General features: G+C 41.5%; 24 protein-coding genes and 2 pseudogenes. 7 read left to right on the top strand and 19 right to left on the bottom strand.

Features of this window, described 5'->3' with window-relative positions; all coding sequences use genetic code 11:
* Positions 1 to 384: 384 nt before the first annotated feature.
* The 3 genes from MKP07_RS04530 to MKP07_RS04540 form a co-directional block, all read right to left on the bottom strand.
* Complete coding sequence (locus MKP07_RS04530; protein WP_240845289.1) at positions 385 to 804, bottom strand: N-acetylmuramoyl-L-alanine amidase; 420 nt, start codon at positions 802 to 804, stop codon at positions 385 to 387.
* Complete coding sequence (locus tag MKP07_RS04535; RefSeq protein WP_240845291.1) at positions 801 to 983, bottom strand: N-acetylmuramoyl-L-alanine amidase; 183 nt, start codon at positions 981 to 983, stop codon at positions 801 to 803. Before MKP07_RS04535 ends, MKP07_RS04530 begins: the two co-directional genes overlap by 4 nt.
* Before the next feature lie 400 nt (positions 984 to 1,383).
* Entirely contained in the window at positions 1,384 to 1,536 is a 153-nt protein-coding gene (locus tag MKP07_RS04540; RefSeq protein WP_240845293.1) for a hypothetical protein, read from the bottom strand.
* A gap of 78 nt (positions 1,537 to 1,614) precedes the next feature.
* Between MKP07_RS04540 and gndA the strand changes: the two genes are divergently transcribed.
* The 4 genes and pseudogenes from gndA to MKP07_RS04560 all read left to right on the top strand — a co-directional run bounded on the left by gndA (position 1,615) and on the right by MKP07_RS04560 (position 6,077).
* Positions 1,615 to 3,021 carry an NADP-dependent phosphogluconate dehydrogenase gene (gene gndA / locus MKP07_RS04545; RefSeq protein WP_240845295.1) on the top strand — a complete coding sequence of 469 codons (1,407 nt, stop codon included), beginning with the start codon at positions 1,615 to 1,617 and terminating at the stop codon, positions 3,019 to 3,021.
* 126 nt (positions 3,022 to 3,147) lie between these two features.
* Positions 3,148 to 4,586 (top strand): annotated as a pseudogene (gene zwf, locus MKP07_RS04550) (glucose-6-phosphate dehydrogenase).
* Positions 4,587 to 4,657: 71 nt separating this feature from the next.
* Entirely contained in the window at positions 4,658 to 5,428 is a 771-nt protein-coding gene (pgl, locus tag MKP07_RS04555) for a 6-phosphogluconolactonase (RefSeq protein WP_240845297.1), read from the top strand.
* A gap of 226 nt (positions 5,429 to 5,654) precedes the next feature.
* Complete coding sequence (locus tag MKP07_RS04560; RefSeq protein WP_240845299.1) at positions 5,655 to 6,077, top strand: SRPBCC family protein; 423 nt, start codon at positions 5,655 to 5,657, stop codon at positions 6,075 to 6,077.
* 100 nt (positions 6,078 to 6,177) lie between these two features.
* Here the strand turns inward: MKP07_RS04560 and MKP07_RS04565 are convergent, their stop codons facing one another.
* A complete protein-coding gene (locus MKP07_RS04565; RefSeq protein WP_262919145.1) occupies positions 6,178 to 6,816 on the bottom strand; it encodes a DNA recombination protein RmuC in 639 nt (212 codons plus the stop codon).
* On the bottom strand, positions 6,798 to 7,709 hold the full coding sequence (gene rmuC / locus MKP07_RS37655; RefSeq protein WP_262919146.1) for a DNA recombination protein RmuC: 912 nt from the start codon (positions 7,707 to 7,709) through the stop codon (positions 6,798 to 6,800). Before rmuC ends, MKP07_RS04565 begins: the two co-directional genes overlap by 19 nt.
* Positions 7,710 to 7,878: 169 nt before the next feature.
* Between rmuC and MKP07_RS04570 the strand changes: the two genes are divergently transcribed.
* A complete protein-coding gene (locus MKP07_RS04570; protein WP_240845301.1) occupies positions 7,879 to 8,415 on the top strand; it encodes a type 1 glutamine amidotransferase domain-containing protein in 537 nt (178 codons plus the stop codon).
* Between the two features lie 272 nt (positions 8,416 to 8,687).
* On the opposite strand, the gene MKP07_RS04575 is transcribed toward MKP07_RS04570, so the two are convergent.
* From MKP07_RS04575 to MKP07_RS04600, 6 genes are all read right to left on the bottom strand, one after another.
* Positions 8,688 to 9,092 carry a hypothetical protein gene (locus MKP07_RS04575; RefSeq protein ID WP_240845303.1) on the bottom strand — a complete coding sequence of 135 codons (405 nt, stop codon included), beginning with the start codon at positions 9,090 to 9,092 and terminating at the stop codon, positions 8,688 to 8,690.
* Positions 9,093 to 9,324: 232 nt separating this feature from the next.
* Positions 9,325 to 9,651 carry a putative quinol monooxygenase gene (locus tag MKP07_RS04580; RefSeq protein WP_240845305.1) on the bottom strand — a complete coding sequence of 109 codons (327 nt, stop codon included), beginning with the start codon at positions 9,649 to 9,651 and terminating at the stop codon, positions 9,325 to 9,327.
* 735 nt (positions 9,652 to 10,386) lie between these two features.
* A complete protein-coding gene (locus MKP07_RS04585) occupies positions 10,387 to 10,695 on the bottom strand; it encodes a DUF4261 domain-containing protein (protein ID WP_240845307.1) in 309 nt (102 codons plus the stop codon).
* Positions 10,692 to 11,216 (bottom strand): hypothetical protein, encoded by a 525-nt coding sequence (locus MKP07_RS04590; protein WP_240845309.1) that lies wholly within the window; start codon positions 11,214 to 11,216, stop codon positions 10,692 to 10,694. Before MKP07_RS04590 ends, MKP07_RS04585 begins: the two co-directional genes overlap by 4 nt.
* Positions 11,217 to 11,598: 382 nt before the next feature.
* Positions 11,599 to 12,081 (bottom strand): GNAT family N-acetyltransferase, encoded by a 483-nt coding sequence (locus tag MKP07_RS04595; RefSeq protein ID WP_240845311.1) that lies wholly within the window; start codon positions 12,079 to 12,081, stop codon positions 11,599 to 11,601.
* Positions 12,082 to 12,182: 101 nt separating this feature from the next.
* On the bottom strand, positions 12,183 to 12,608 hold the full coding sequence (locus tag MKP07_RS04600; RefSeq protein WP_240845313.1) for a VOC family protein: 426 nt from the start codon (positions 12,606 to 12,608) through the stop codon (positions 12,183 to 12,185).
* A gap of 400 nt (positions 12,609 to 13,008) precedes the next feature.
* Between MKP07_RS04600 and MKP07_RS04605 the strand changes: the two genes are divergently transcribed.
* Entirely contained in the window at positions 13,009 to 13,794 is a 786-nt protein-coding gene (locus MKP07_RS04605) for a phytanoyl-CoA dioxygenase family protein (RefSeq protein ID WP_240845315.1), read from the top strand.
* Positions 13,795 to 13,840: 46 nt separating this feature from the next.
* On the opposite strand, the gene MKP07_RS04610 is transcribed toward MKP07_RS04605, so the two are convergent.
* The 8 genes and pseudogenes from MKP07_RS04610 to MKP07_RS04640 all read right to left on the bottom strand — a co-directional run bounded on the left by MKP07_RS04610 (position 13,841) and on the right by MKP07_RS04640 (position 18,347).
* Positions 13,841 to 14,392: a DNA alkylation repair protein gene (locus tag MKP07_RS04610; protein WP_240845317.1), complete on the bottom strand. Its 552-nt coding sequence runs from the start codon at positions 14,390 to 14,392 to the stop codon at positions 13,841 to 13,843.
* Between the two features lie 2 nt (positions 14,393 to 14,394).
* A complete protein-coding gene (locus MKP07_RS04615; protein ID WP_240845319.1) occupies positions 14,395 to 14,556 on the bottom strand; it encodes a hypothetical protein in 162 nt (53 codons plus the stop codon).
* 9 nt (positions 14,557 to 14,565) lie between these two features.
* Positions 14,566 to 15,437, bottom strand: a pseudogene (locus MKP07_RS04620) (AadS family aminoglycoside 6-adenylyltransferase).
* A gap of 302 nt (positions 15,438 to 15,739) precedes the next feature.
* Positions 15,740 to 16,030, bottom strand: coding sequence for a beta-lactamase family protein (locus MKP07_RS37660; RefSeq protein ID WP_262919147.1), 291 nt, complete (start codon positions 16,028 to 16,030; stop codon positions 15,740 to 15,742).
* Entirely contained in the window at positions 16,027 to 16,779 is a 753-nt protein-coding gene (locus MKP07_RS37665) for a serine hydrolase domain-containing protein (protein ID WP_262919148.1), read from the bottom strand. Before MKP07_RS37665 ends, MKP07_RS37660 begins: the two co-directional genes overlap by 4 nt.
* 248 nt (positions 16,780 to 17,027) lie before the next feature.
* A complete protein-coding gene (locus tag MKP07_RS04630; RefSeq protein ID WP_240845321.1) occupies positions 17,028 to 17,327 on the bottom strand; it encodes a hypothetical protein in 300 nt (99 codons plus the stop codon).
* Between the two features lie 99 nt (positions 17,328 to 17,426).
* Positions 17,427 to 17,876 carry a GNAT family N-acetyltransferase gene (locus MKP07_RS04635; RefSeq protein ID WP_240845323.1) on the bottom strand — a complete coding sequence of 150 codons (450 nt, stop codon included), beginning with the start codon at positions 17,874 to 17,876 and terminating at the stop codon, positions 17,427 to 17,429.
* A gap of 120 nt (positions 17,877 to 17,996) precedes the next feature.
* Positions 17,997 to 18,347 (bottom strand): hypothetical protein, encoded by a 351-nt coding sequence (locus MKP07_RS04640; protein ID WP_240845325.1) that lies wholly within the window; start codon positions 18,345 to 18,347, stop codon positions 17,997 to 17,999.
* Between the two features lie 218 nt (positions 18,348 to 18,565).
* Here MKP07_RS04640 and MKP07_RS04645 point away from each other — a divergent pair, with 218 nt between their 5' ends.
* Positions 18,566 to 19,564, top strand: coding sequence for a 2-hydroxyacid dehydrogenase (locus tag MKP07_RS04645; RefSeq protein ID WP_240845327.1), 999 nt, complete (start codon positions 18,566 to 18,568; stop codon positions 19,562 to 19,564).
* The last annotated feature ends 2 nt before the right edge of the window (positions 19,565 to 19,566 follow it).

The raw sequence follows: 19,566 nt of genomic DNA on the forward strand, positions 1-19,566 counted from the left end.
GACCGGCAATAAGCATGATCAAAAGGGAAATACCCCCAACTGTCTCCATACTCGCTATAGTCTTCTCTTACAGTACCCCATTGGCGTTCACTTACATAGGGTCCCCATTTTTCTAAGGGTACTGCTTTTTTTCGTTCTCCTGTAACCTCTTATGTTCTTCTGTCATGTTAAAATCTCTTTTTATAACCCTGCGGTATTGCCCGCAGGTATTTACCAATTAATTCACTAATCACGTGAAGCTAGCCTCCGCGCAATATAACAATTAAAGTAATATGTGCGCCATACACATTGTATATATGGCAATGATGTTCAGAGAGAAAACTGATTCAACATTATCTCATCAAATAAGATAATGCCATTTGTGGTTGATTGGGCTATAAGTAATTAGAATTTGCGGTACACACTGTATAAAACCTTTTTGTCATAATCGCTAAGGGTACCGGAAACGTCGTTTTGAATATAATGCAGCTTAAAGGCTTTGATAGCTGAAGCCTGGTTACTGATATCATAACCTATTACCCGCAGCGCTAATAAAGCATTAAAATCAGCCGGGGGCGTTTGCATATTATAGGTGTCGTACCAATAGCCGAAACCTGCATCAGCAAGGCGTTTCCAGGGAAAATACTTACTGGGATCGCTTTTGCGACTGGGTGCAATATCGGAGTGCGCAATAAAGTTGGATTGCGGAATGCCGTGCTGATCTTTCAGATAATCGAGCAATTTTATGAGCGCCGTAACCTGGGCATCAGAAAAAGGCTCTTCCCCGTTGTTATCAATCTCAATACCCAGGCTGCAGGAGTTCATATCGGTAATGCTGCCCCATTTGCTGTTCCCGCATGCCAGGCACGTACATAGTCGTTCAGCATCTGGTACACAACCCCGTCACGACCTACCACGTAGTGTGCACTGGTTTGGGTTCTGCTTATTGAAAAAGTAAACAAGGTTTGTTCTGCAGAATTTTGTGCGGTATGATGTAATACCACGAAGTTGGGCTTCCTTATATTAAAGTTAACCGAAGCATACCACTGGGCATTTACTGCCGGATTCTTTTTTGCGAAGGATTTTTAGCTATCTGGTTAATGATCTCATCAACCGTTTTTTCGTAAGACGGTTTTGCGTAAAACTGTATGCTATCTGTAATACGTTTATAATATTGCGGAGAGCGAAAACTATATGCCGCTGCATCGTTGCTGGCCGGAGGAGGAGTGTAAGTCTCTTTTTCTCTTTCGGGCCTTTTAGCCTCGGGTATATTGTTCTGCTGATTATTTCTGGTAACCTGTTCAGGCTTTGTAAAAACGGTTTGGTTGGGGGATTGCCGGGAGTTGGCTTTGCCGCCGTATTTTTTGAGGATTTCTATTTAGAACATTGGTTTTTTGAGGCGGCTTATTGCCACAGGCGCATAAAGCCAACAATGCCAAAGCCGGTAATGCTTTTTTGATAAACATCGTATATACTGATCTTTTCTTTACTAAAATGGTTCTTAATACTATATCCGTTCGTATGGTGAAAGTAACGAAATTCATCGTAAAACGCCAACCAGGCTTTAAAATTGTGTGAACAATCAATAATATTTTAAGATTTCATTAATGCAATCCTATCTTTAAAAAAAATTTTATGGACGCACATTTTGGAATGATCGGCCTGGGCACTATGGGCCGGAATCTTGTTTTAAATATTGCAGATCATGGGTTTAAGGTTTGTGGTTACGACCGTAGCGAAGAGCAGACAAAGCGAATGAACGAAGAAGCCGGAGACCGCCCTATTACTACCGTTAGCTCATCAGCTGATTTAATAAAAAGCCTGCGAACCCCGCGCATCATCATGTTCCTTGTTCCGGCGGGTAAAATAGTAGACGCTGTAATTGATGAATTATTGCCCAATCTGGAAAAAGGAGATATCTTAATAGATGGCGGGAACTCTCATTTTGTGGATACCGACAGAAGATATGCAGCCCTGCAAAACTCGGGTATCCATTTTATTGGAATGGGCGTATCGGGTGGTGAAGATGGCGCACGTTTTGGCCCCAGTATGATGCCAGGCGGTAACGAAGAAAGCTATAAGCTGGTACAGGATATTTTTGAGGCGATCGCGGCTAAGGCCGATGGCGAGCCTTGCGTTGCCTTTATGGGTAACAGCGCTGCGGGTCATTATGTAAAAATGGTACATAATGGTATTGAATATGCGGTGATGCAAATGATCAGCGAAGTGTATGGGTTATTGAGAAACGAAGGAGTATCAAATGCCGAACTGCATCAGCTATTTGACACCTGGAACAAGGGTGAGCTGCAATCCTTCCTGATTGAAATAACAGCCGATATTTTCAAACAGAAAGACCCCGAAACCGGTAACGACCTGTTGGACATGATACTCGATAAAGCCAAACAAAAAGGCACGGGTTTATGGACCTCCCAAACTGCACTGGAATTAAACGTACCCCTACCCACCGTAGATTCTTCGGTTTCCATGCGCTACCTCTCTGCATTGAAGGAAGAGCGTACACAGTTTGCCCGTTTATACAATCATCAGAATAGAAAAACCAGCGTAGACGTGGAAGCGCTTAAAAAGGATTGCCGCGATGCTTTACATTTTGGATTTATGATGGCTTACGCGCAGGGGCTGGAATTACTTGCTGTGGCTTCATCCATCTATAAATACGAAATTCCTATTCCTACGGTGATAAAGGTTTGGCGAGCCGGATGTATTATCCGTTCGCTCATGCTCAACGACCTTTACAAGGCTTTCTCAGAAGACGCTACATTAAAGAATGTAATTGCCTCCCCGGTATTTGTACCGCTGTTAAAAGAAAAGAGACCCGGACTGGTAAACTTCCTGAAAACAGCTATGGATGCCGGTATACCGGCCCTGGCTTTTTCAGCATCATTGAATTATTTTGATGCCTATGTTCAGGAGAGACTACCGGCCAACCTCGTACAGGCGCAACGCGACTACTTTGGAGCGCACACTTACGAGCGTATTGACAAGGATGGTGCATTCCATACGGACTGGACGCCAGCAACGTAGAAAGATGATGGTTCATGGATGATAGTTCATAGATGATGGCTGATTGCGATCCCATTTATCTTTCATCAAGCATCCTGAACCTACATCAAGCATCAAATATCAAGAACCCAGTATCAAATATCTTTTATGAGCTTTAAAAGTATACCAGCCAATATTGTCATCTTCGGAGGTTTTGGAGATCTTGCCTGGCGCAAGCTGATCCCTGCATTTTACAATTTATATATCAGTGGCTACCTGCCTGAAAAATTTGCCATTTATGGTGTTCATTACCAGGGCTTACCAGAGGGCGCTTACGAAAAGCATATGCTGGAAGGTGTAAATCTTTTTCAAGACGAGGCAAAGCGAAAGCCGCAGAATGGAAGAAGTTTACTGACAATCTATACTTCTTCCAGGGAGATTTCACCATAGATGAAACTTATACCCGGCTTAAGGCCACGCTGGATGAGAACGACAAAAAATGGAAGACCCGCGCCAGCAGGCTTTTGTATTATTCAGTTGCACCCAGCTTTATCGAAGTGATATCCAATGGTGTAGCGCAGCATAATATTGCATCCCAAAGAGACAAGGACCGTATTGTAGTAGAAAAGCCGTTTGGTACCGACCTCGCATCCGCTAAAGGTTTGAACGATCTGCTTAATAAACTCTTTTATGAGAACCAGATCTATCGTATTGATCATTACCTGGGTAAGGAAGTGGTGCAGAACATTGCAGCCTTTAGGTTCGCCAATTATATTTTTGAGCCTTTATGGAACAATAAGTTTATCGACCAGGTACAGATTAGCGTTACTGAGAGCGTAAGCGTTGGAACCCGTGGCAGCTATTACGATAAAAGCGGCGCTTTAAGAGATATGGTCCAAAACCACCTGCTGCAGCTGCTTTCTTTAGTGGCTATGGAATGCCCGGGCAACTATGATGCAGAAGATATTCGCAGGCAGAAAGTAAAAGTGTTAAAGAAGGTGAGACCATTTACCACCGCAACCGCGGTACAGGACGTGGTAAGAGCCCAATACACCAAAGGTGAAGTAAAGGGAAAAGAGCAGGTGGGTTATAAAGAAGAAACCAATGTGGCCCGCAACTCCACTACAGAAACTTATGTGGCCATGAAAGTGTGGATCGACAACCCACGCTGGAAAGGCGTTCCGTTTTACCTGCGTACCGGTAAAAGCCTGGAGAGGCAGTCTTCGGTGATCGTTGTACAGTTTAAAGATAGTCCGCATAAGATATTTAAAGATGATGTGGTACCCAACCGACTGGTCATTAGCATTCAGCCTGAGCAAAAAATAAGCCTGCTTTTTGAAGGAAAAGTACCGGGACTTGAAATGAAATTAAAGCCACTGGAGATGGACTTTAGCTATCATGATTCTTTTATAGAAGAAGCGCCGGAAGCCTACGAAACCTTATTACTGGATGCCCTGGAAGGCGATGCTACACAATTTATACGTGCCGACCAGGTAGAAACTGCATGGAGCATTGTAATGCCGATATTAAATGCATGGAGCAAAGAAAAAGGAGATATGAAAAATACAAGGCTGGTAGCTGGGGCCCCAAAGAAGCTGAAGAGCTGATAAAAGACGGTAAGATCAAATGGCTGATGCTGCCGGAAGAAGTTAAAACAAAAACCACGAAAAAGAAATAAATGCAACATATAAAATTGATTTGGGAGAATGCCGAAGCGTTAAGCATTGCTGCGGCTTATTATTTTGTAGAAAGAAGCAATAAAAGCATTGCAGAAAACGGTCGTTTCACTGTGGCTTTATCGGGAGGCAGCACTCCAAAGGCATTATACAGCCTGTTAGCAACTCCAAAATTCTCAAGAAATATTGATTGGAAAAATGTGCACCTGCTTTGGGGTGATGAACGCTTTGTGCCTCATACTCATGAAGACAGTAATTACCGTATGGTAAAAGAAGCCTTGCTGGACCATGTAAAACTGCCACGTAAGAATATATTGGCCATGCCTACTAAAGGTAATGCCAGTGATTGTGCTGCACAATATGAAAAAGCAATAGCCGATACTTTAGGCAAAAAAATGCAGATAGATCTTACCCTGCTGGGTATGGGCGATGATGGCCATACAGCTTCGTTATTTCCCGGTACAGATATCTTGAACGAAAAGAAAAAATATATTAAAGAAGTTTGGGTGGAGAGCAAGCAAACCTTCCGTTTAAGCTTTACGTATCGCTTAATAGATAATAGCAAAGAAGCCATGTTCCTGGTAGCGGGTGCTGCCAAAGCTCCTGTGGTGAAACATATTTTTTCCAAGAATGCGGCGTCTAAATTCCCCGTGCAGGAAGTAAACCTGAAAAAGGCTCCGCCATCTGGATGCTGGATGAAGCAGCAATGGGCAAGTAAGGTCGCGTACCTATGGCACGCCGACATTCAGTTGATATCTTGGTTACCGATATAAAGTCCCTAACGGGACTTTTTACATTTCTAAAACTGGCCGCAAAGTATTTTTTTGCCTGATATGCACGCCTTGATCCGGCACGGACAAAACATGGGTAGTAGCAACATGCAGTGCATTTATATTGCGTGCCGTAGGTACGCAACTTTACCTACATTTGGCTTGGAGAAAACTCCCGATCTCTCAATTTCTTAACGGGGATCGCGCAATGCTCCATAAATAAAGCGATATGCCGGTTATCGAATTAGAAACATTGATTCATGCTGATATCAACACTTGTTTTGATCTCTCCAGGAGCATCGACCTGCATACCTTATCAACAGCTAAAACCAAAGAAAAAGCTATTGCAGGCCGAACGAGTGGCTTAATTGGTATGAATGAAACGGTAACCTGGCAGGCTACTCATTTCTTTATACGCCAAAAATTAACTTCCAAAATTACTGCTTATCATCGCCCTTTTCATTTCAGGGATGAACAGCAACAAGGCCCCTTCCGGTTATTTGCCCACGATCATATTTTTACCGAGGTAGATAGAGGTACCTTAATGAAAGATATTTTGCGTTTTCAATCGCCAGCCGGATTATTAGGCAGCGTGGTTAACCGGCTTTATACTGACACGATACCTGCGAAATTTTTTAATAGAAAGAAATAAGATGATTAAGCATTTTGCAGAAAACGGACAAGGAACCGTTTTGTTACAGCAATAATAACAGCACCTTCCGTTATCGCCATTATTGATATTTCACCAACCATCAATCCTGGCCTAAATCATTATCCTCTCCCAGATCCAGCTTCGCCTGCTGAAAATCTTTTGGCTTATTGTAATTCAACAACGACTTCATTTTACCTGCCTGCGAAAAGAAATTGTCTTTCCCCGTGTGCAGCTGTTTTACCGCATCATCATATTTACCACGGGCATTGTCCAGGTGTTTACCCACAGCATCCAAGTTTTCCACAAAGCTTACCAGCTTATCATACATTTTTATAGCACGATCTGCAATCTCCATGCTGTTGCGGTCGTTACGTTCCCGTTTCCATAGATCGGACAGGAGCTTTAAGGCTGCAATCAGGTTGGTAGGACTGATCAAAAGGATACGCCTGTCATATGCATATTCCCAAAGGTTGGCATCGCCCTTCAGGGCCGCAAAATAAGCCGCTTCATTAGGCACGAACATCATTACAAAGTCCATCGACTTATCGTAGTCATCGTAAGCCTTCACATGCAATTGCTCAATATGATTTTTTACTGCGCGGGCATGCGCCAGCAGCTCTGCCTCCTGTGTTGCTTCATCTTCTGCCTCGGCATATCTTATAAAGGCGTTTAATGAAACTTTGGCATCTACAATCACATGGCGGTTATCGGGATAAACGATCAGAGCATCGGGCCGCATTTTTTTCCGCTAACGGCACTTAATAGGGCTTTACCATCAGGGCCAAACAGCTGGTACTCCATAAAGAACTCCTCGTTCTTACGCAGGCCTGATTTGTCCAGTATTTTTTCCAGTATCAGCTCGCCCCAGCGGCCCTGTGTTTTCGATTCACTTTTTAAAGCTTTTGTAAGATTTTGCGCTTCCTTGCTTAATTGCTGGTTGAGCAGCACCAGGTTTTTCACTTCGTTCTGTAAAGAGAAACGCTCATTGCTTTCTTTGCCATAAGCATCCTGCACCTGTTGCTTAAACTCGCGGATATTCTGTCCCAGCGGTTCCAATAAGTTTTTCATATTGTTCTTATTGAGCTCGGTGAATGTGCTGGTCTTGGTTTCCAGTATACGGTTGGCGATATTCTCAAATTCAGTATTGAATTTTTTGCTCATCGCTTCCATTTCTTCCTTCTGCGTTTGGAGCTTCTCTGTGAGCGCTTTATTGGTAGCCAATGCGGTCGCTAATTGCTGATGCAGCGTACCCTGCTCGGCTTGCAGATTTTCACTTAGCGAGCGCGTTCTCAGGTACTCATTATTTTTTTCAATAAGGGTTTGCCGGCTGGTATCATAAGCAGCTTTAACCGAGGCATATTGCTGGCGGCTGTTATCCAGCTCGGTGCTTAAAGCTAAAAGATCGGCTTTAATGGTATTAAATTCCTGCTGGCGATGAGCCATTTGTTGCTGTGCCGCTGCCAGCTCGGCTGCATACGTGGCTTTGAGCGATACCAGTTCTTTTTCCAACCCACCATATTTCATTTGAGCTTCATCTTTAACGGCCTGAATACCAGACGCCGCGCGGCTTTTCCCTAAAAGCCACCCAATTAGTAGTCCTGCAATAGTGCCGATCGATACGTAAATAATCATTTCCATTCTTATAGTATATGCTGTCTACGAAAATAACAATTGTGCCATGTAAACCATTACGGTTTCCCGCTTTTGAATTTATTTAACAGAATACCCGGTGCATTTGTTTTTTCAGGTGTGGTTTTTGGACCACTAGTTCTGGCAACAATACATATTGAACCTTTAAATAATGAGTAAGAAAATAGCCATTCTGGCCACCCACGGTTTCGAAGAAAGTGAACTAAAATCTCCCAAAGAACACCTGGAGCAACAGGGCTGGACTACACATATTGTAGGACTTGAAGCAGGTACTATTAAAGCCTGGGCCAATAAGAACTGGGGACAGGAATATATAGTAGATGTTACCATCGACCAGGTATCGGCCGACGATTATGATGCATTGGTATTACCAGGCGGAGTGCTGAACCCCGATAAGCTAAGGGTGAATGACGCCGCTGTTAGTTTTGTGCAGGCATTCTTCGGGCAGGGCAAACCCGTAGCCGCTATCTGCCATGGCCCCCAGGTGTTGATCAATGCCGGTGTAGTAGAAGGCCGCCGTATGACCTCCGTAAAGGCCATCAGCCTAGATTTAATTAATGCCGGCGCCGATTGGGTGGATGAAGAAGTAATTGTAGATGAAGGATTGGTAACCAGCCGTACACCGGAAGACCTGCCTGCTTTTAATAAGAAGATGGTGGAAGAAATCAGCGAAGGCGTGCATGCCTGATTATTCAGTTTACATCTGCTGTAATCCCCGACTGTACTGAAGAGACGGAGGGATTTCTAATGAGCCAGTTGCATGGAGGATTTTTTCCTGGATGCAACTGGCTTTTTATATTAGCCACATTCTAATGTTAAGTCTTATTATCTGCTCTTCCTGAACTGTGTTTGCTGAGTAAATCATTAAAAAAGATTCCAAGGCTCCCCTTGTTTCGACCGGAATGACGATCTATACTAATAGCGGCTGTTTTACGTACCACAGTATACCATTCGCAACGCCTATTCTTTCATATCACGGAACTTTTTAACCACCTCATCGGTTGGCAGCCCGAGAGCCTGGGTAGCATTATAAGCCACCAAATAGTCCGTGTGATTACGATAATTGTGATGTAGCTCAGTAATATTTTCGTCTTCAAAATCCGGCAGAAAATACAAGATATCAATCAGCTCAAATGGATTGGTAATGGTCGGCATCGTGTTCAAAACAATGTCGACCATTTTTTTATCCCGACATATTTGAAAAATGGAATGGGCAATAGTCACTTTTATAGGGCCGATGCTATCTTGCAATAGTTCATATAATTTCGGCAGCGCGGCTTTGGATTTTATATGTCCCAGCCCGATGATCGGCCAGTGATCTCTAAGACTTATCACATCGATCAATTCTGCTTCGGCAATCTTCAATTCTTCTTTTGTTAGCTTGTCCAACAGATCGATGGGAACCCCATCCTTTCTTTGCGCCCAGGTATTGGCTCCTAAAAAAATTTTCTGAATAGGTTGATATTTTTCATCACTTTTTAATAATGTCGGTCTGCATTTTCATTGTCGAACATGCATTTCAAACTCCCAGTGCTTATCATGGTACTGGAAGTTAAATTAGCTAAGCATTTGCCGGCTGAGGTCGGAAGCAGGCTTTTTACAGGCCCATTTTTTTGAAAATCCTCGGCATTGTTTCAGTATCTAGGGCATTCATATCAACCAGATTTAATGATTTGACCATTTTTAGTGTCGCTGTTTTATAGTGTTGGAAATGGGGTGTTTTTAAATGAGCTTCGTATGCGTCCTGGCTTGCATAGATTTCTAAAATTCTTATTTCGTTTACTTGCTTTTTTTGAAACATAGGATAAATTGCAATAACACCACTTTCCAATCTCACAGATGCTTCGGCTTCTTCTTTAAGTATGGCAAGATATTCTTCAAGATAGTTTGGTTCAATTTCTATTTCCGAAATTCTTATTATCATATTGTCGTATTTCTGTTCTTCTTTTTTATTGCAGGAACTAACAATAAAAAAAGTGTAACCATCAAAATGTATGTACTAATTGTTTCATGAATTTTCTTTTATAAGATCTGTTTTGCTAACTATTGTTGATCTATCACAATTAGGTGCTAATTTACTAAAACTATCATCTGTCAATTTATTTCGGTTTTTGAAACCTATCCAAGACACAGCATTTAAACTGGCAGCATTGTCCAGGCCATTTAAATTCCCTGGATACTTCGGCCCTAGCGGTTGAGTATCTTTAGGGACACCGTCAAATCATACTTACCGGGAACGATAGAATCTCTGGCTTTTAAGAACTATATCCGCTGCCATCCGTACTGGTGCTGGTTATAGTTGTTTTACTTTTCAATTAGTTCAATAATTCTTTCCGCTACTTTCTCCGCTTTTCCTGTTGCCGGAGCTTTTCAGGTTCAAACGCCAGTCCCCTTGTATTTCTAAAATATTCGCGAATCATAATTGAAAGTATTAAGATGTCTTTATTGCTTGTTGCCAGGGGATTGATAGCCGGCAGCTGGCTAGTTGTAGTACATCCTGTAGTAAACAATATTAATATGATTATGAGTTTATGCATGTAGCGAGTGATTGGGAATTCTATTAGAAAGCATTTGATACCAGAGTTGATGGAAACCATGCAAATATTTCGTCGTAGTACCTTAATTATCCAGCTGCTAAACGACGCTAATACCAAGGCTTTCAATATTCAATTTTAAAAGTTTTTCCGGCTGTAAACTTGCCTTCAGACTCGGTAATTTTTAACTTCTGTTCAGCAGAAACTCCAATTGTTTCACCGTCTTTCAATATTACATCATAAGCTATTACATAATGTGCCAGGTTGAACATCATTTCATTCAGCTCTTCAAGTGACTTTTCAGAATCAATAATTTCCATTTCTTGTTTTCCAAAGTCAGCAAGTCCATATGTGTAAACAGATTGTTTTCCTCTTTCTTTTCTCAAACCAAAGCAAATCCAATTGTACAGAGGGAGATCTTCTTCACTCATCATTTCCACATTCGCTTGGTAGAAGTTCTTTTTAAAACCAAAGTTCTACCGCCGATATAAATTCCAATTGATTTACTATTATTCATAACAGCAGAAGCTATTTTACTGAACAACAGGTTTTCCAGAACAGAATTTTTCCCGGCATTCATAATCGATAAGACAATGTGTCCTTTATGTTTTGAAGTTTCTTGAACTCCGTTCTCCCAGAAATAGTTGTATGCTGCGGTTTTTTCAACCTCCCTTTCCGGAATTGCAGCAGGAACAGTTGCTATCGCTATATTATATCCGCCAATTACTAATACGGCTGCCTCATCATCTGCTTCACTGTTAGTTATTTTTAGTTCCCATTTTGTCCTTAATTCATTTAGTGTCCCTTTTAGGTCAAATGAATTCAGGTCTTCTAAAAGTACCATTCCTAAAATGGCTGAATCCATATTTGATGAATCCCGGTTCTCTTTTTTAAAAAAACTAAAAAATCCCATTAGTAAAATTCCAATTAATATTATACTTATCGTTTTTCTCATTTTGTGAAGAACTCAAAAGCAGGTGATGCGAGTGTCTGTTTTAAACATTTATTAATAAGCAAAACGCCTACCCAGTTTACTTTAATTGTCTATACTGTTTTTAAGAGCTGTCGGAAAACCTTTAGTGTTCCATTGGCCTCCCCAGGTAGTTTTTGCTAATGTACTTATTTTTGGTAAAGCTACATATAGCTTTCTGCGATATACGTATTTAATAACCATTGAAAAGAGATTCCTAGCCAGCTTTGCAGGTATCGGATGGCGGAAGTGTACTGTGGTATCCGTTTTATTCACGGCGGTATATCATTCGTGTATCAGTGGTGGCATTCGACATCCCGAAAGGGATTCCCCGGTGTCGGGTGATGAAATGTAGCGACATCAGTTATCAGCTTAGCCGGTAAACAAACTCTTCTATTTCCATTTGCCGGGCATTGGCAAAACCTTTATCGGTACCGGTTTTAATAAAGCCGGATTTTTCCAACACTTTTTGCGAGCCCAGGTTATCGAAGGCAACGCGTGCAACAATAGGCCTTGTAGTTTCTATGTTCAGAAATTGTTGCAGAGCCCGGGTAGCAATACCCTGCCCCCAAAATTTCCGATCGATCCAGTAGGTTATTTCTGCATGACCATCCATCACAAATTTAGCCATACTCCCTATAATGTTATCGTCCAATAGAACTGTATGATTATTGGTAGTAGGATCTTCTAAAATCTTTGTGTATTTGGCAATATAAGCTAACTTATCTGTCGGGTCCTTCGGTGTAAATGCCGCTAAATAAATCGCTTCCGGATCCGTTTGAAATAAAAACAGATGCTCCAGATCTGCAATGGTAGTAGACCTGAGTTGTAAATAGGTATCAGCGCTCATTGTATTAAGTGGGTTGCTATCAACAACCCTAAGGTACAACGGCCGGGCGACAGTAAATGCATTGCCACCCCATCAACCCGGCCGGGAATCATAAGTTGCTTCTATTGGTTTGAAAAGTCCACCATCCACTCAATACCATATTTATCTCTGAACATGCCAAAATAAGAACCCCAGGGACTGTCCCCAATAGGAAACTCCACTTGGCCGCCGGCTGAAAGCCCGTTAAACAGCTGATCAGCTTCTTCTTTGCTATCTGCCTGGATCGCAATCTTGCTCCTGTTTTCATTCTCATTTACTTTCCCTAAAAATGAAGGAACATCATTTCCCATCAGCGTATTGTTTTTACCAATCGGCAGTGCGATATGCATGATCTTATTTTCATCTTCTGCTGCTACGGGAAACTCGGCACCGGCCATATCTTTTAAGCGTACGAGCCTGATAAACTCTCCACCGAATACCGATTTGTAAAAGTTGAATGCTTCTTCGGCATTTCCATTGAAGTTGATGTGAGGATTGATAAGTGCCATGATTTTAAATTTTTATTACTATTCAAAAGTACGTTGTTGTCAAAGACAAACAGGGTAGAAAGACGTCAATTGAAAGGGAGTTTGCGTCAAGGGGATGTGTACTAACAATCAAAGCTGCAGAGTTGCATGGGCGTAGCGAGTAAGATGATATTCCGTAAGCTATTATAATTGCCATACAATGTTAGATGCCCTTCTTTTGGCCGGGTTATTAATAATTTCTAATTTTATGGTATGAGAATGACTGTAATGCTATAATATCCCCCGTTTTGTTTGTTTTTCTTAGCAATGAGCTTTGTTGATACAAAGCGTAGTTTTCCTGTTCACCCATTTTATTAAAAATATCAAATCAAGTCCATCGGGAGACCGCAATTATTGCCGTCTGCGGGTGGCTACCAGAAATATGTCACATCTATTAAATAAAGAGGAAATAGAACATTTTATTCATCGTGGCTTTATTAGCCTCGATCACTCATTTTCAAAGGCACTTGCAGACGAGGCTTTGGAAATTCTTTGGAACGATCTCCCCTATGACAGGTCCGATCCGTCAACCTGGACCGAGCCTGTATTTCGTTTGGGAATGTACACAAATGAACCTTTTGTTAAATCGGTAAATACGCCAAAGTTGCATGATGCTTTCAATCAGTTGATCGGTAAGGACAAATGGATTCCTTGTAAAAGCGTAGGAACATTTCCTGTCAGGTTTCCAACCAACCGGCAACCTAATGATACAGGTAAACACGTGGATGCCGGTTTTCCTGGGGCTGACCCGGATAATTTTTTTGAATGGCGTGTCAACGTCAAATCGAAAGGACGGGCTTTACTGATGTTAGTCTTGTATTCCGATGTTGGCGAACACGATGCGCCTACGATCATTTATGAAGGCTCTCATATAGATGTTGCAAGGATACTATCAAATGAGGGAGATTCAGGTCTTTCTTTCATGGAGCTTGCAGGAAAATTAGACGAGTTGCCTAAAAGAAAAGAAGTGTATGCAACCGGCAAGGCAGGCACAGTTTATCTGTGTCATCCGTTTTTGATTCATTCAGCTCAGCCACATAAGGGAAGCCAACCCAGGTTTATGGCGCAACCGCCTTTGTTGTTAAGGGGTGAATTATTGATTTCAGACGCTGATGTAGTATACTCTCCTGTTGAGGAAGCTACTCGTTTAGGAATAAATAAGGCATAATAGGTCTCAGGTTGAAAGAGGTTGTTAATTTAGCAGCCTCTTTCTTTTAGAATGAAGCGGCCCCAGAAGTATCCGGAAGAAACATCAGGTGATCATATTTTAAGCAAACGCACTTTACCATTTTACAAATTCCGTTTAGCGGCTTCAATAGCAATAAACTCGGGTAAATAGTCGGGCGTACATCCCTTGGATACCATCTCGCCTTTGTAGAGCCCCGTTGTTTCACCAATAGCAACACAACGCTTGCGATACTTTTTTCATAAACACCTATCCATGCAGCTGTAAAATTCATAGCCCATTGTACCTCCGGTTGCTCACCAGCAATATTGCTTTCTATGGCAGCCAGCAGTTCTTCAGTGTTGCCGGGAGGTGTTTGCCCCATCCATCTTAACCTGGCCTGGTAGTACCAAAAAATCCGCCTTTGAAGTGCGGAGGGGCTATTTTCCCATGATTCGATTAAAGCTATTGTTTTTTTGTCCTTAGTAAGTTGGTTGGCCATTAGCCAATCGATTAATTGGTTTCTTTCCTCCGACGAGTGTGTTTGCATGTCTTTATCCAACTCGTTAATCACCTCCTGCGATAATAATTTATTATCCATAATTAAAATGGATAGCTGCCGTGGCAGAAATTTACCGAGGCCCAAAGCTCCATAGCAAGGGAGTGATCTTTTTTGATTTCTTTCGCCATTTTTCTCAGGTCACCCAGTTTTGTGCGACTATCAATTTGTTTTAAAATGGCTACGGCTCTTGATGATACTTTCATATTCATTAATTATTTTGTCGATGTCCCCAAACGCACTTGCAAAAGATAGTTCCTTATATTTTTTCCAACTCATAAGGATAAGTATAACCTAATGTTTGAGCTAACTCAGCTCCTACCTCCGCCACCAGGTCTGCCATAGCCCACAAGGCATTCCAATTGTCTGCAATAACGCTGCCCGAAAATGTCTGCTGTGCTTTCAGCCAGGTTGCCGAGTCGAGGTACTTCTTAAAGAGCCTTCCATACTTGTTGGTGGTGATGCCCCAATCGTGCCGATTGGCAATATGCCATTCAATTAGCGGAACCAGGTATTGTGTACGAATATTGGTTTCCGACATAAATTTGGCGTAGAATATTTCATCTCTTGCCAGGCATTTAGCTACATAAGTGGTATCCCACCAAAAGTCGTTGATGACTTGCTGAAATCTTTGGGCTGATGGCTTTTTGATAATGGAAACCTGATAAGTGGGTGGTTGCATAGCGTGGGTAATGCCATCTTTATCCATCAACACCTGATAGCCAATATCCCAGTCTTCAGGTAAATCTTTTTGTTGCAGATCTTCTAAAAATTTATTTACGCTGTATAATTTAAAATCAACCTTTACACCATCATCATATAACACCATTTTCATAGCATGCCGGTTATCGAAGCAGCTTTCATCCTCCTCGATCATGGCAATAGGTTTGCCAAACTGCTGCAGCCAGTTATTATCAGATATGTAGGATGCATTGCTTTCGAAAATAAGTTCAATATCCAGGTCGCTGAATTCATCAACCGGCGCAGACGGATTGGCCAACGAGCTGGTGAGCAAAGAGGCCTTTATGTCTTTATTGTTATTTGCCCAATGGATGATGGCTTTTAATTTCTCGTCTCTTGTTTTCATCGTTCGTATTTATGAATAATTTGCCTTGAGCTACTCTTAAAAAACATTCTTAAATTCAACCTGTAAGCGATGTCTGTTTATCTTATATCCCTGATAGCATATACTGAAATCAAAGCCTTGTCCTGGTTATTTGTGCGGGATCAACTGTTGTAGGGTTGCCTAAACCAAGACTAAAGCACTTGATTAAAAGAAAGCCTAAAATGGCGACAATCAAAATTCCATTTATTAATGGCTTTATGATCATGGCAGAGATATTTACATAAAAAAACTCATTCGATTTCAACATAATCATACTTAAAATCTTACTTTCTAAAATAATAATCAGCCAGCTTGTTCGCGATTATACGTGGATTGGCTTCATCGGTGTTCGTAAGAATAATAATAGAAAGTCCATCATTCACAAAATGCATGAATACCGACCTGAAACCTATATTAGCGCCTCCGTGCTGAACTAAAGGATGTCCTTTATACTCTTCTACAAACCAGCCAAACCCATAGTATTCTTTTGCATCAGCTTTATCTGAGGTTTTAATATAGGGCTGCCAAAGTTTCTCCCAATTCTCCTTCTTAAGAATAATCTTCTTTTCTCTCATAGCCTTTTCCCTTGTATCATATCGGTAGAAGTAGAGAGAAATCCGCCGCTGGGTCTTATGGCATACATAGCGGTAGCGTTGACCAGCGTGTCTTTAAGGTGCATGTATCCGCTGGCACGGTGTGGAATGATGGGGTAAAAATCAGTGAGATAACTATTGTGCATGCCTGCCGGTATAAATAATGCAGCGCGAATATAGTCCTGCCAGGGCATACCGCTCACCTGCGTTATAATTTCAGCGAGCATAAAATATCCAAGATTACAATATTGGAATTTTTCTCCAACATTAAAAACAAAAGGGAGATTATAAGCGGACTTTATAATATCAATATCCGGCTGAATTTTGTTATTGTCATAAGCCGGTCCTTCTCTTTGCAGCCCAGATGTGTGAGACATCAGGTTGTTTATGGTTATGGGTCGCCAGGCCGCCGGAGCGTCCGGAAAAAACTTGTGTACCGAATCATCAATACTCAGCTTACCCTCCTCCATTAGTTTTATAATGGCGGTGGTAAAAAACTGTTTACTTACCGAGCCCAGCCGGATAACAGTTTCAGCGTCTACAGGCACATTCAATTCTACATTGGCTAATCCATACCCTTTGTTAGCCACTGTTTGGCCATTTTTTATTACAGCTAATGAAAGCCCCACGATTTTTTGCTGTTCCATCATTTGCTTAACTATGATGTCAGTACTGTCAACCTGTGCAAATGACAAGGCGGGTATTAGTAGACAAAGCAGCAATTTGTTCATTTAGTATTTGTTTAATGATTGAGGATAGAAGTCCTGCAAAGAAAATAATGGTTGTAACAGAATGATCTCCTGGCGTATATCCTGTAGCATTTAGCCCAGCCACTTTGCTAATGTAACCATTTTTCGGTCATGGATTGTGGATACAATTAATGGCATCCAGGTTGCGCACCTACGGCACGCGCGTCCTGGCGTTGAAATTCAGCTACCAACCAGTAGTTCCTGACGGGACTTAGATCTACAGGGAAGTGTTAGATCAATTTTCTCTTGTAGATGTCTTCCACTTTAGCGTTCAGCATTTCAATTAATTCTGGTTGCATATAATCATAGTCGTCTGGAATGTATAAGCAAACAATCTTTTTGTTTTGGTAAACATCTGGAAAATGCTTTCTGATATGATTTCTGTGATGCCTTTCCATAACTATAATGCTATCTGCCCAGCCTAATATTTCTTGTGATAGAACTGTATGGGCAGTTTTATCAGTTCCCGCTGAGCGAACTTCGAACCTCTTGTCTTCTTTAAATATCTTATTAGCAGTAGCACTTCGCATTCTGTTTACCGTACAACCAAAAAGTAACCTGAGCTTTGATCATTGACCTTTACAATTAGTGGTTGTCATAGAGAATCCTGAAAGTGTTTTTATTAACGCTTATGAAACCTTCTCAAAACAAATACTGCTTTTCACATTTTCATAAGGTCCATAATTAGGAATAACCTGATAGCCCGTTTTACTGTAAAGCCCAATGGCTTCGGGCATTTGGTCCCCGGTTTCTAAAACACATTTAGCATAACCTAATTCTCTAGCCCATGCCTCCAGCTCCTGCAATATTGAAACTGCTATGCCTTTGCCTCTTCTGTCAGGTAGTACATACATCCGCTTTATCTCCATGGCCGATTGGTTGTAGGGTTTCATGGCGCCACAACCCACCGGGACTGCATCATCAAACGCTACTACAACATTTTTAATGAGGTCCATTTTATTGAACTGTGCAAAAAAGTCGTTCGTGTCACCGTTTCGTTTGGCTAAATCCTTGTCTAGTTCAATAACCAGCCCCTTAAAACTGGTATCTTCTGAGTTAGTTCTGTGAATTGTGATCATATACTTTTATTACTTTTATTCAGGTGTTACCTGCTGTAAAATTTATGACTTCTCATTTGTTTTACCGTCATTGCCTTTGCAGTAAATCAGTTCAACCTGGAGCGCTCTGTCGCTGCACGGTTACTCATAATACCAATAGATAAATACACTGTCCCTGTTTTCACAAATTTCTTCTACCGGTTCGTCTTTGATATTGTCATAAGCTTCAAATTCACTTAATATCTTCCCTATTTCAGTTGCATGTTTTTTATCCTTTGTAGCTATGTATTTTTTGCAAAGACATTTAGCAATATCCATTTTTGCATTATGATAATTATAACCTTCGTAGGGCCGGCCGAATACAGACATTTTATATTTCCCCTCACAGCGCAGCACCGTCATGCTTTTGGTGATAGTCGGGTTTAACAGCCTGAAAACCAGAAACAGGCATAAAATAACCGATGCTATTTTGAAGATAGTTTTAATTTTCATAAACAACGCAATTTATGAAATATGGTTTATTGTTTACCCCAGCCGATGCTCATTTCAAACCTTGCCATCAAAGGCCAGATCATTAATACTTAAGAGAGGAATATCAGTATCCCACCCCAAAAGGGAGCATTTCGTATAGTTTAATAATTCAATCTGGTCATGAAACCGTCGTATATCCGAGATTACTAAATTTGTCTTTTAAATTTATAACCGTCTATATGAAAATTACATTCTTCTCTGCCAAACCTTACGATAAAGAAAGCTTCGTTCATGCTAACGAGTGTTATGGGTTTGAATATGAGTTTTTCGAAACAGAACTGAATGCAGCTACTGCCGAAGTGATTCAAAACAGTATAGCGATCTGCGCATTTGTAAATGACCAGCTCAACAGGCAGGTATTGGAAGTACTTGCCACAAAAGGAGTGAAGATCATTGCCCTGAGATGTGCCGGTTTTAATAACCTGGATATAGAAGCTGCGCATGAGCTGGGTATCAGGGTGTGCCGCGTACCTGCTTACTCACCAGAAGCGGTGGCCGAACATGCGCTTGCCATGATCATGACGTTGAACCGGAAAACTCATAAGGCTTATAACAGGGTAAGAGAACAAAACTTTTCTTTACAGGGACTACTGGGTTTTAACCTGTATCAAAAAACAGTTGGCGTAGTGGGCACGGGCAATATAGGTAAAGCGTTTTGCCGGATGATGTTGGGCATGGGATGTAGGGTGCTGGCTTTTGACCTGGTAGCTGATAAGAGCCTGGAAGCGGAAGGAGTCGTATTTCTTCCATTGATAACTTTGCTGCAGCAAAGCGATATCATCTCCCTGCATTGTCCTCTCAACGAACAAACTACTCATCTTATCGACCAACAAACCATCCCCTTTATGAAAAAAGGTGTGATGATCATCAATACAGGTCGCGGTAAGCTAATAGATACCAAAGACTGTATAGATGCTTTAAAAACCGGCCATATCGGCTACCTGGGTATCGATGTATATGAACAGGAGGAAAAGCTGTTCTTTAAAGACCTTTCTTCCCATATTATCCAGGATGATATGATACAACGCCTCATGAGCTTTCCCAATGTACTGGTTACCGCCCACCAGGCTTTTTTTACCAAAGAGGCCCTTGAACAAATAGCTATGGTAACGCTTGATAGCATTGAAAAGCTTGGTAAGGGGGAGCCGCCTGCAACCAACGGGGCTCTTGTTGTATAGTT

It is taken from the genome of Paraniabella hibiscisoli (assembly GCF_022512515.1).
Taxonomy (GTDB): Bacteria; Bacteroidota; Bacteroidia; order Chitinophagales; family Chitinophagaceae; genus Niabella; species Niabella hibiscisoli.

Coding starts and splice junctions, on each gene's coding strand:
- MKP07_RS04530 (WP_240845289.1), bottom strand. CDS start 804: ATGAACTCCTGCAGCCTGGGTATTGAGATTGATAACAACGGGGAAGAG.
- gndA (WP_240845295.1), top strand. CDS start 1,615: ATGGACGCACATTTTGGAATGATCGGCCTGGGCACTATGGGCCGGAAT.
- pgl (WP_240845297.1), top strand. CDS start 4,658: ATGCAACATATAAAATTGATTTGGGAGAATGCCGAAGCGTTAAGCATT.
- MKP07_RS04560 (WP_240845299.1), top strand. CDS start 5,655: ATGCCGGTTATCGAATTAGAAACATTGATTCATGCTGATATCAACACT.
- MKP07_RS04565 (WP_262919145.1), bottom strand. CDS start 6,816: ATGCGGCCCGATGCTCTGATCGTTTATCCCGATAACCGCCATGTGATT.
- rmuC (WP_262919146.1), bottom strand. CDS start 7,709: ATGATTATTTACGTATCGATCGGCACTATTGCAGGACTACTAATTGGG.
- MKP07_RS04570 (WP_240845301.1), top strand. CDS start 7,879: ATGAGTAAGAAAATAGCCATTCTGGCCACCCACGGTTTCGAAGAAAGT.
- MKP07_RS04580 (WP_240845305.1), bottom strand. CDS start 9,651: ATGATAATAAGAATTTCGGAAATAGAAATTGAACCAAACTATCTTGAA.
- MKP07_RS04585 (WP_240845307.1), bottom strand. CDS start 10,695: ATGATGAGTGAAGAAGATCTCCCTCTGTACAATTGGATTTGCTTTGGT.
- MKP07_RS04590 (WP_240845309.1), bottom strand. CDS start 11,216: ATGAGAAAAACGATAAGTATAATATTAATTGGAATTTTACTAATGGGA.
- MKP07_RS04595 (WP_240845311.1), bottom strand. CDS start 12,081: ATGAGCGCTGATACCTATTTACAACTCAGGTCTACTACCATTGCAGAT.
- MKP07_RS04600 (WP_240845313.1), bottom strand. CDS start 12,608: ATGGCACTTATCAATCCTCACATCAACTTCAATGGAAATGCCGAAGAA.
- MKP07_RS04605 (WP_240845315.1), top strand. CDS start 13,009: ATGTCACATCTATTAAATAAAGAGGAAATAGAACATTTTATTCATCGT.
- MKP07_RS04610 (WP_240845317.1), bottom strand. CDS start 14,392: ATGGATAATAAATTATTATCGCAGGAGGTGATTAACGAGTTGGATAAA.
- MKP07_RS04615 (WP_240845319.1), bottom strand. CDS start 14,556: ATGAAAGTATCATCAAGAGCCGTAGCCATTTTAAAACAAATTGATAGT.
- MKP07_RS37660 (WP_262919147.1), bottom strand. CDS start 16,030: ATGAGAGAAAAGAAGATTATTCTTAAGAAGGAGAATTGGGAGAAACTT.
- MKP07_RS37665 (WP_262919148.1), bottom strand. CDS start 16,779: ATGAACAAATTGCTGCTTTGTCTACTAATACCCGCCTTGTCATTTGCA.
- MKP07_RS04630 (WP_240845321.1), bottom strand. CDS start 17,327: ATGCGAAGTGCTACTGCTAATAAGATATTTAAAGAAGACAAGAGGTTC.
- MKP07_RS04635 (WP_240845323.1), bottom strand. CDS start 17,876: ATGATCACAATTCACAGAACTAACTCAGAAGATACCAGTTTTAAGGGG.
- MKP07_RS04640 (WP_240845325.1), bottom strand. CDS start 18,347: ATGAAAATTAAAACTATCTTCAAAATAGCATCGGTTATTTTATGCCTG.
- MKP07_RS04645 (WP_240845327.1), top strand. CDS start 18,566: ATGAAAATTACATTCTTCTCTGCCAAACCTTACGATAAAGAAAGCTTC.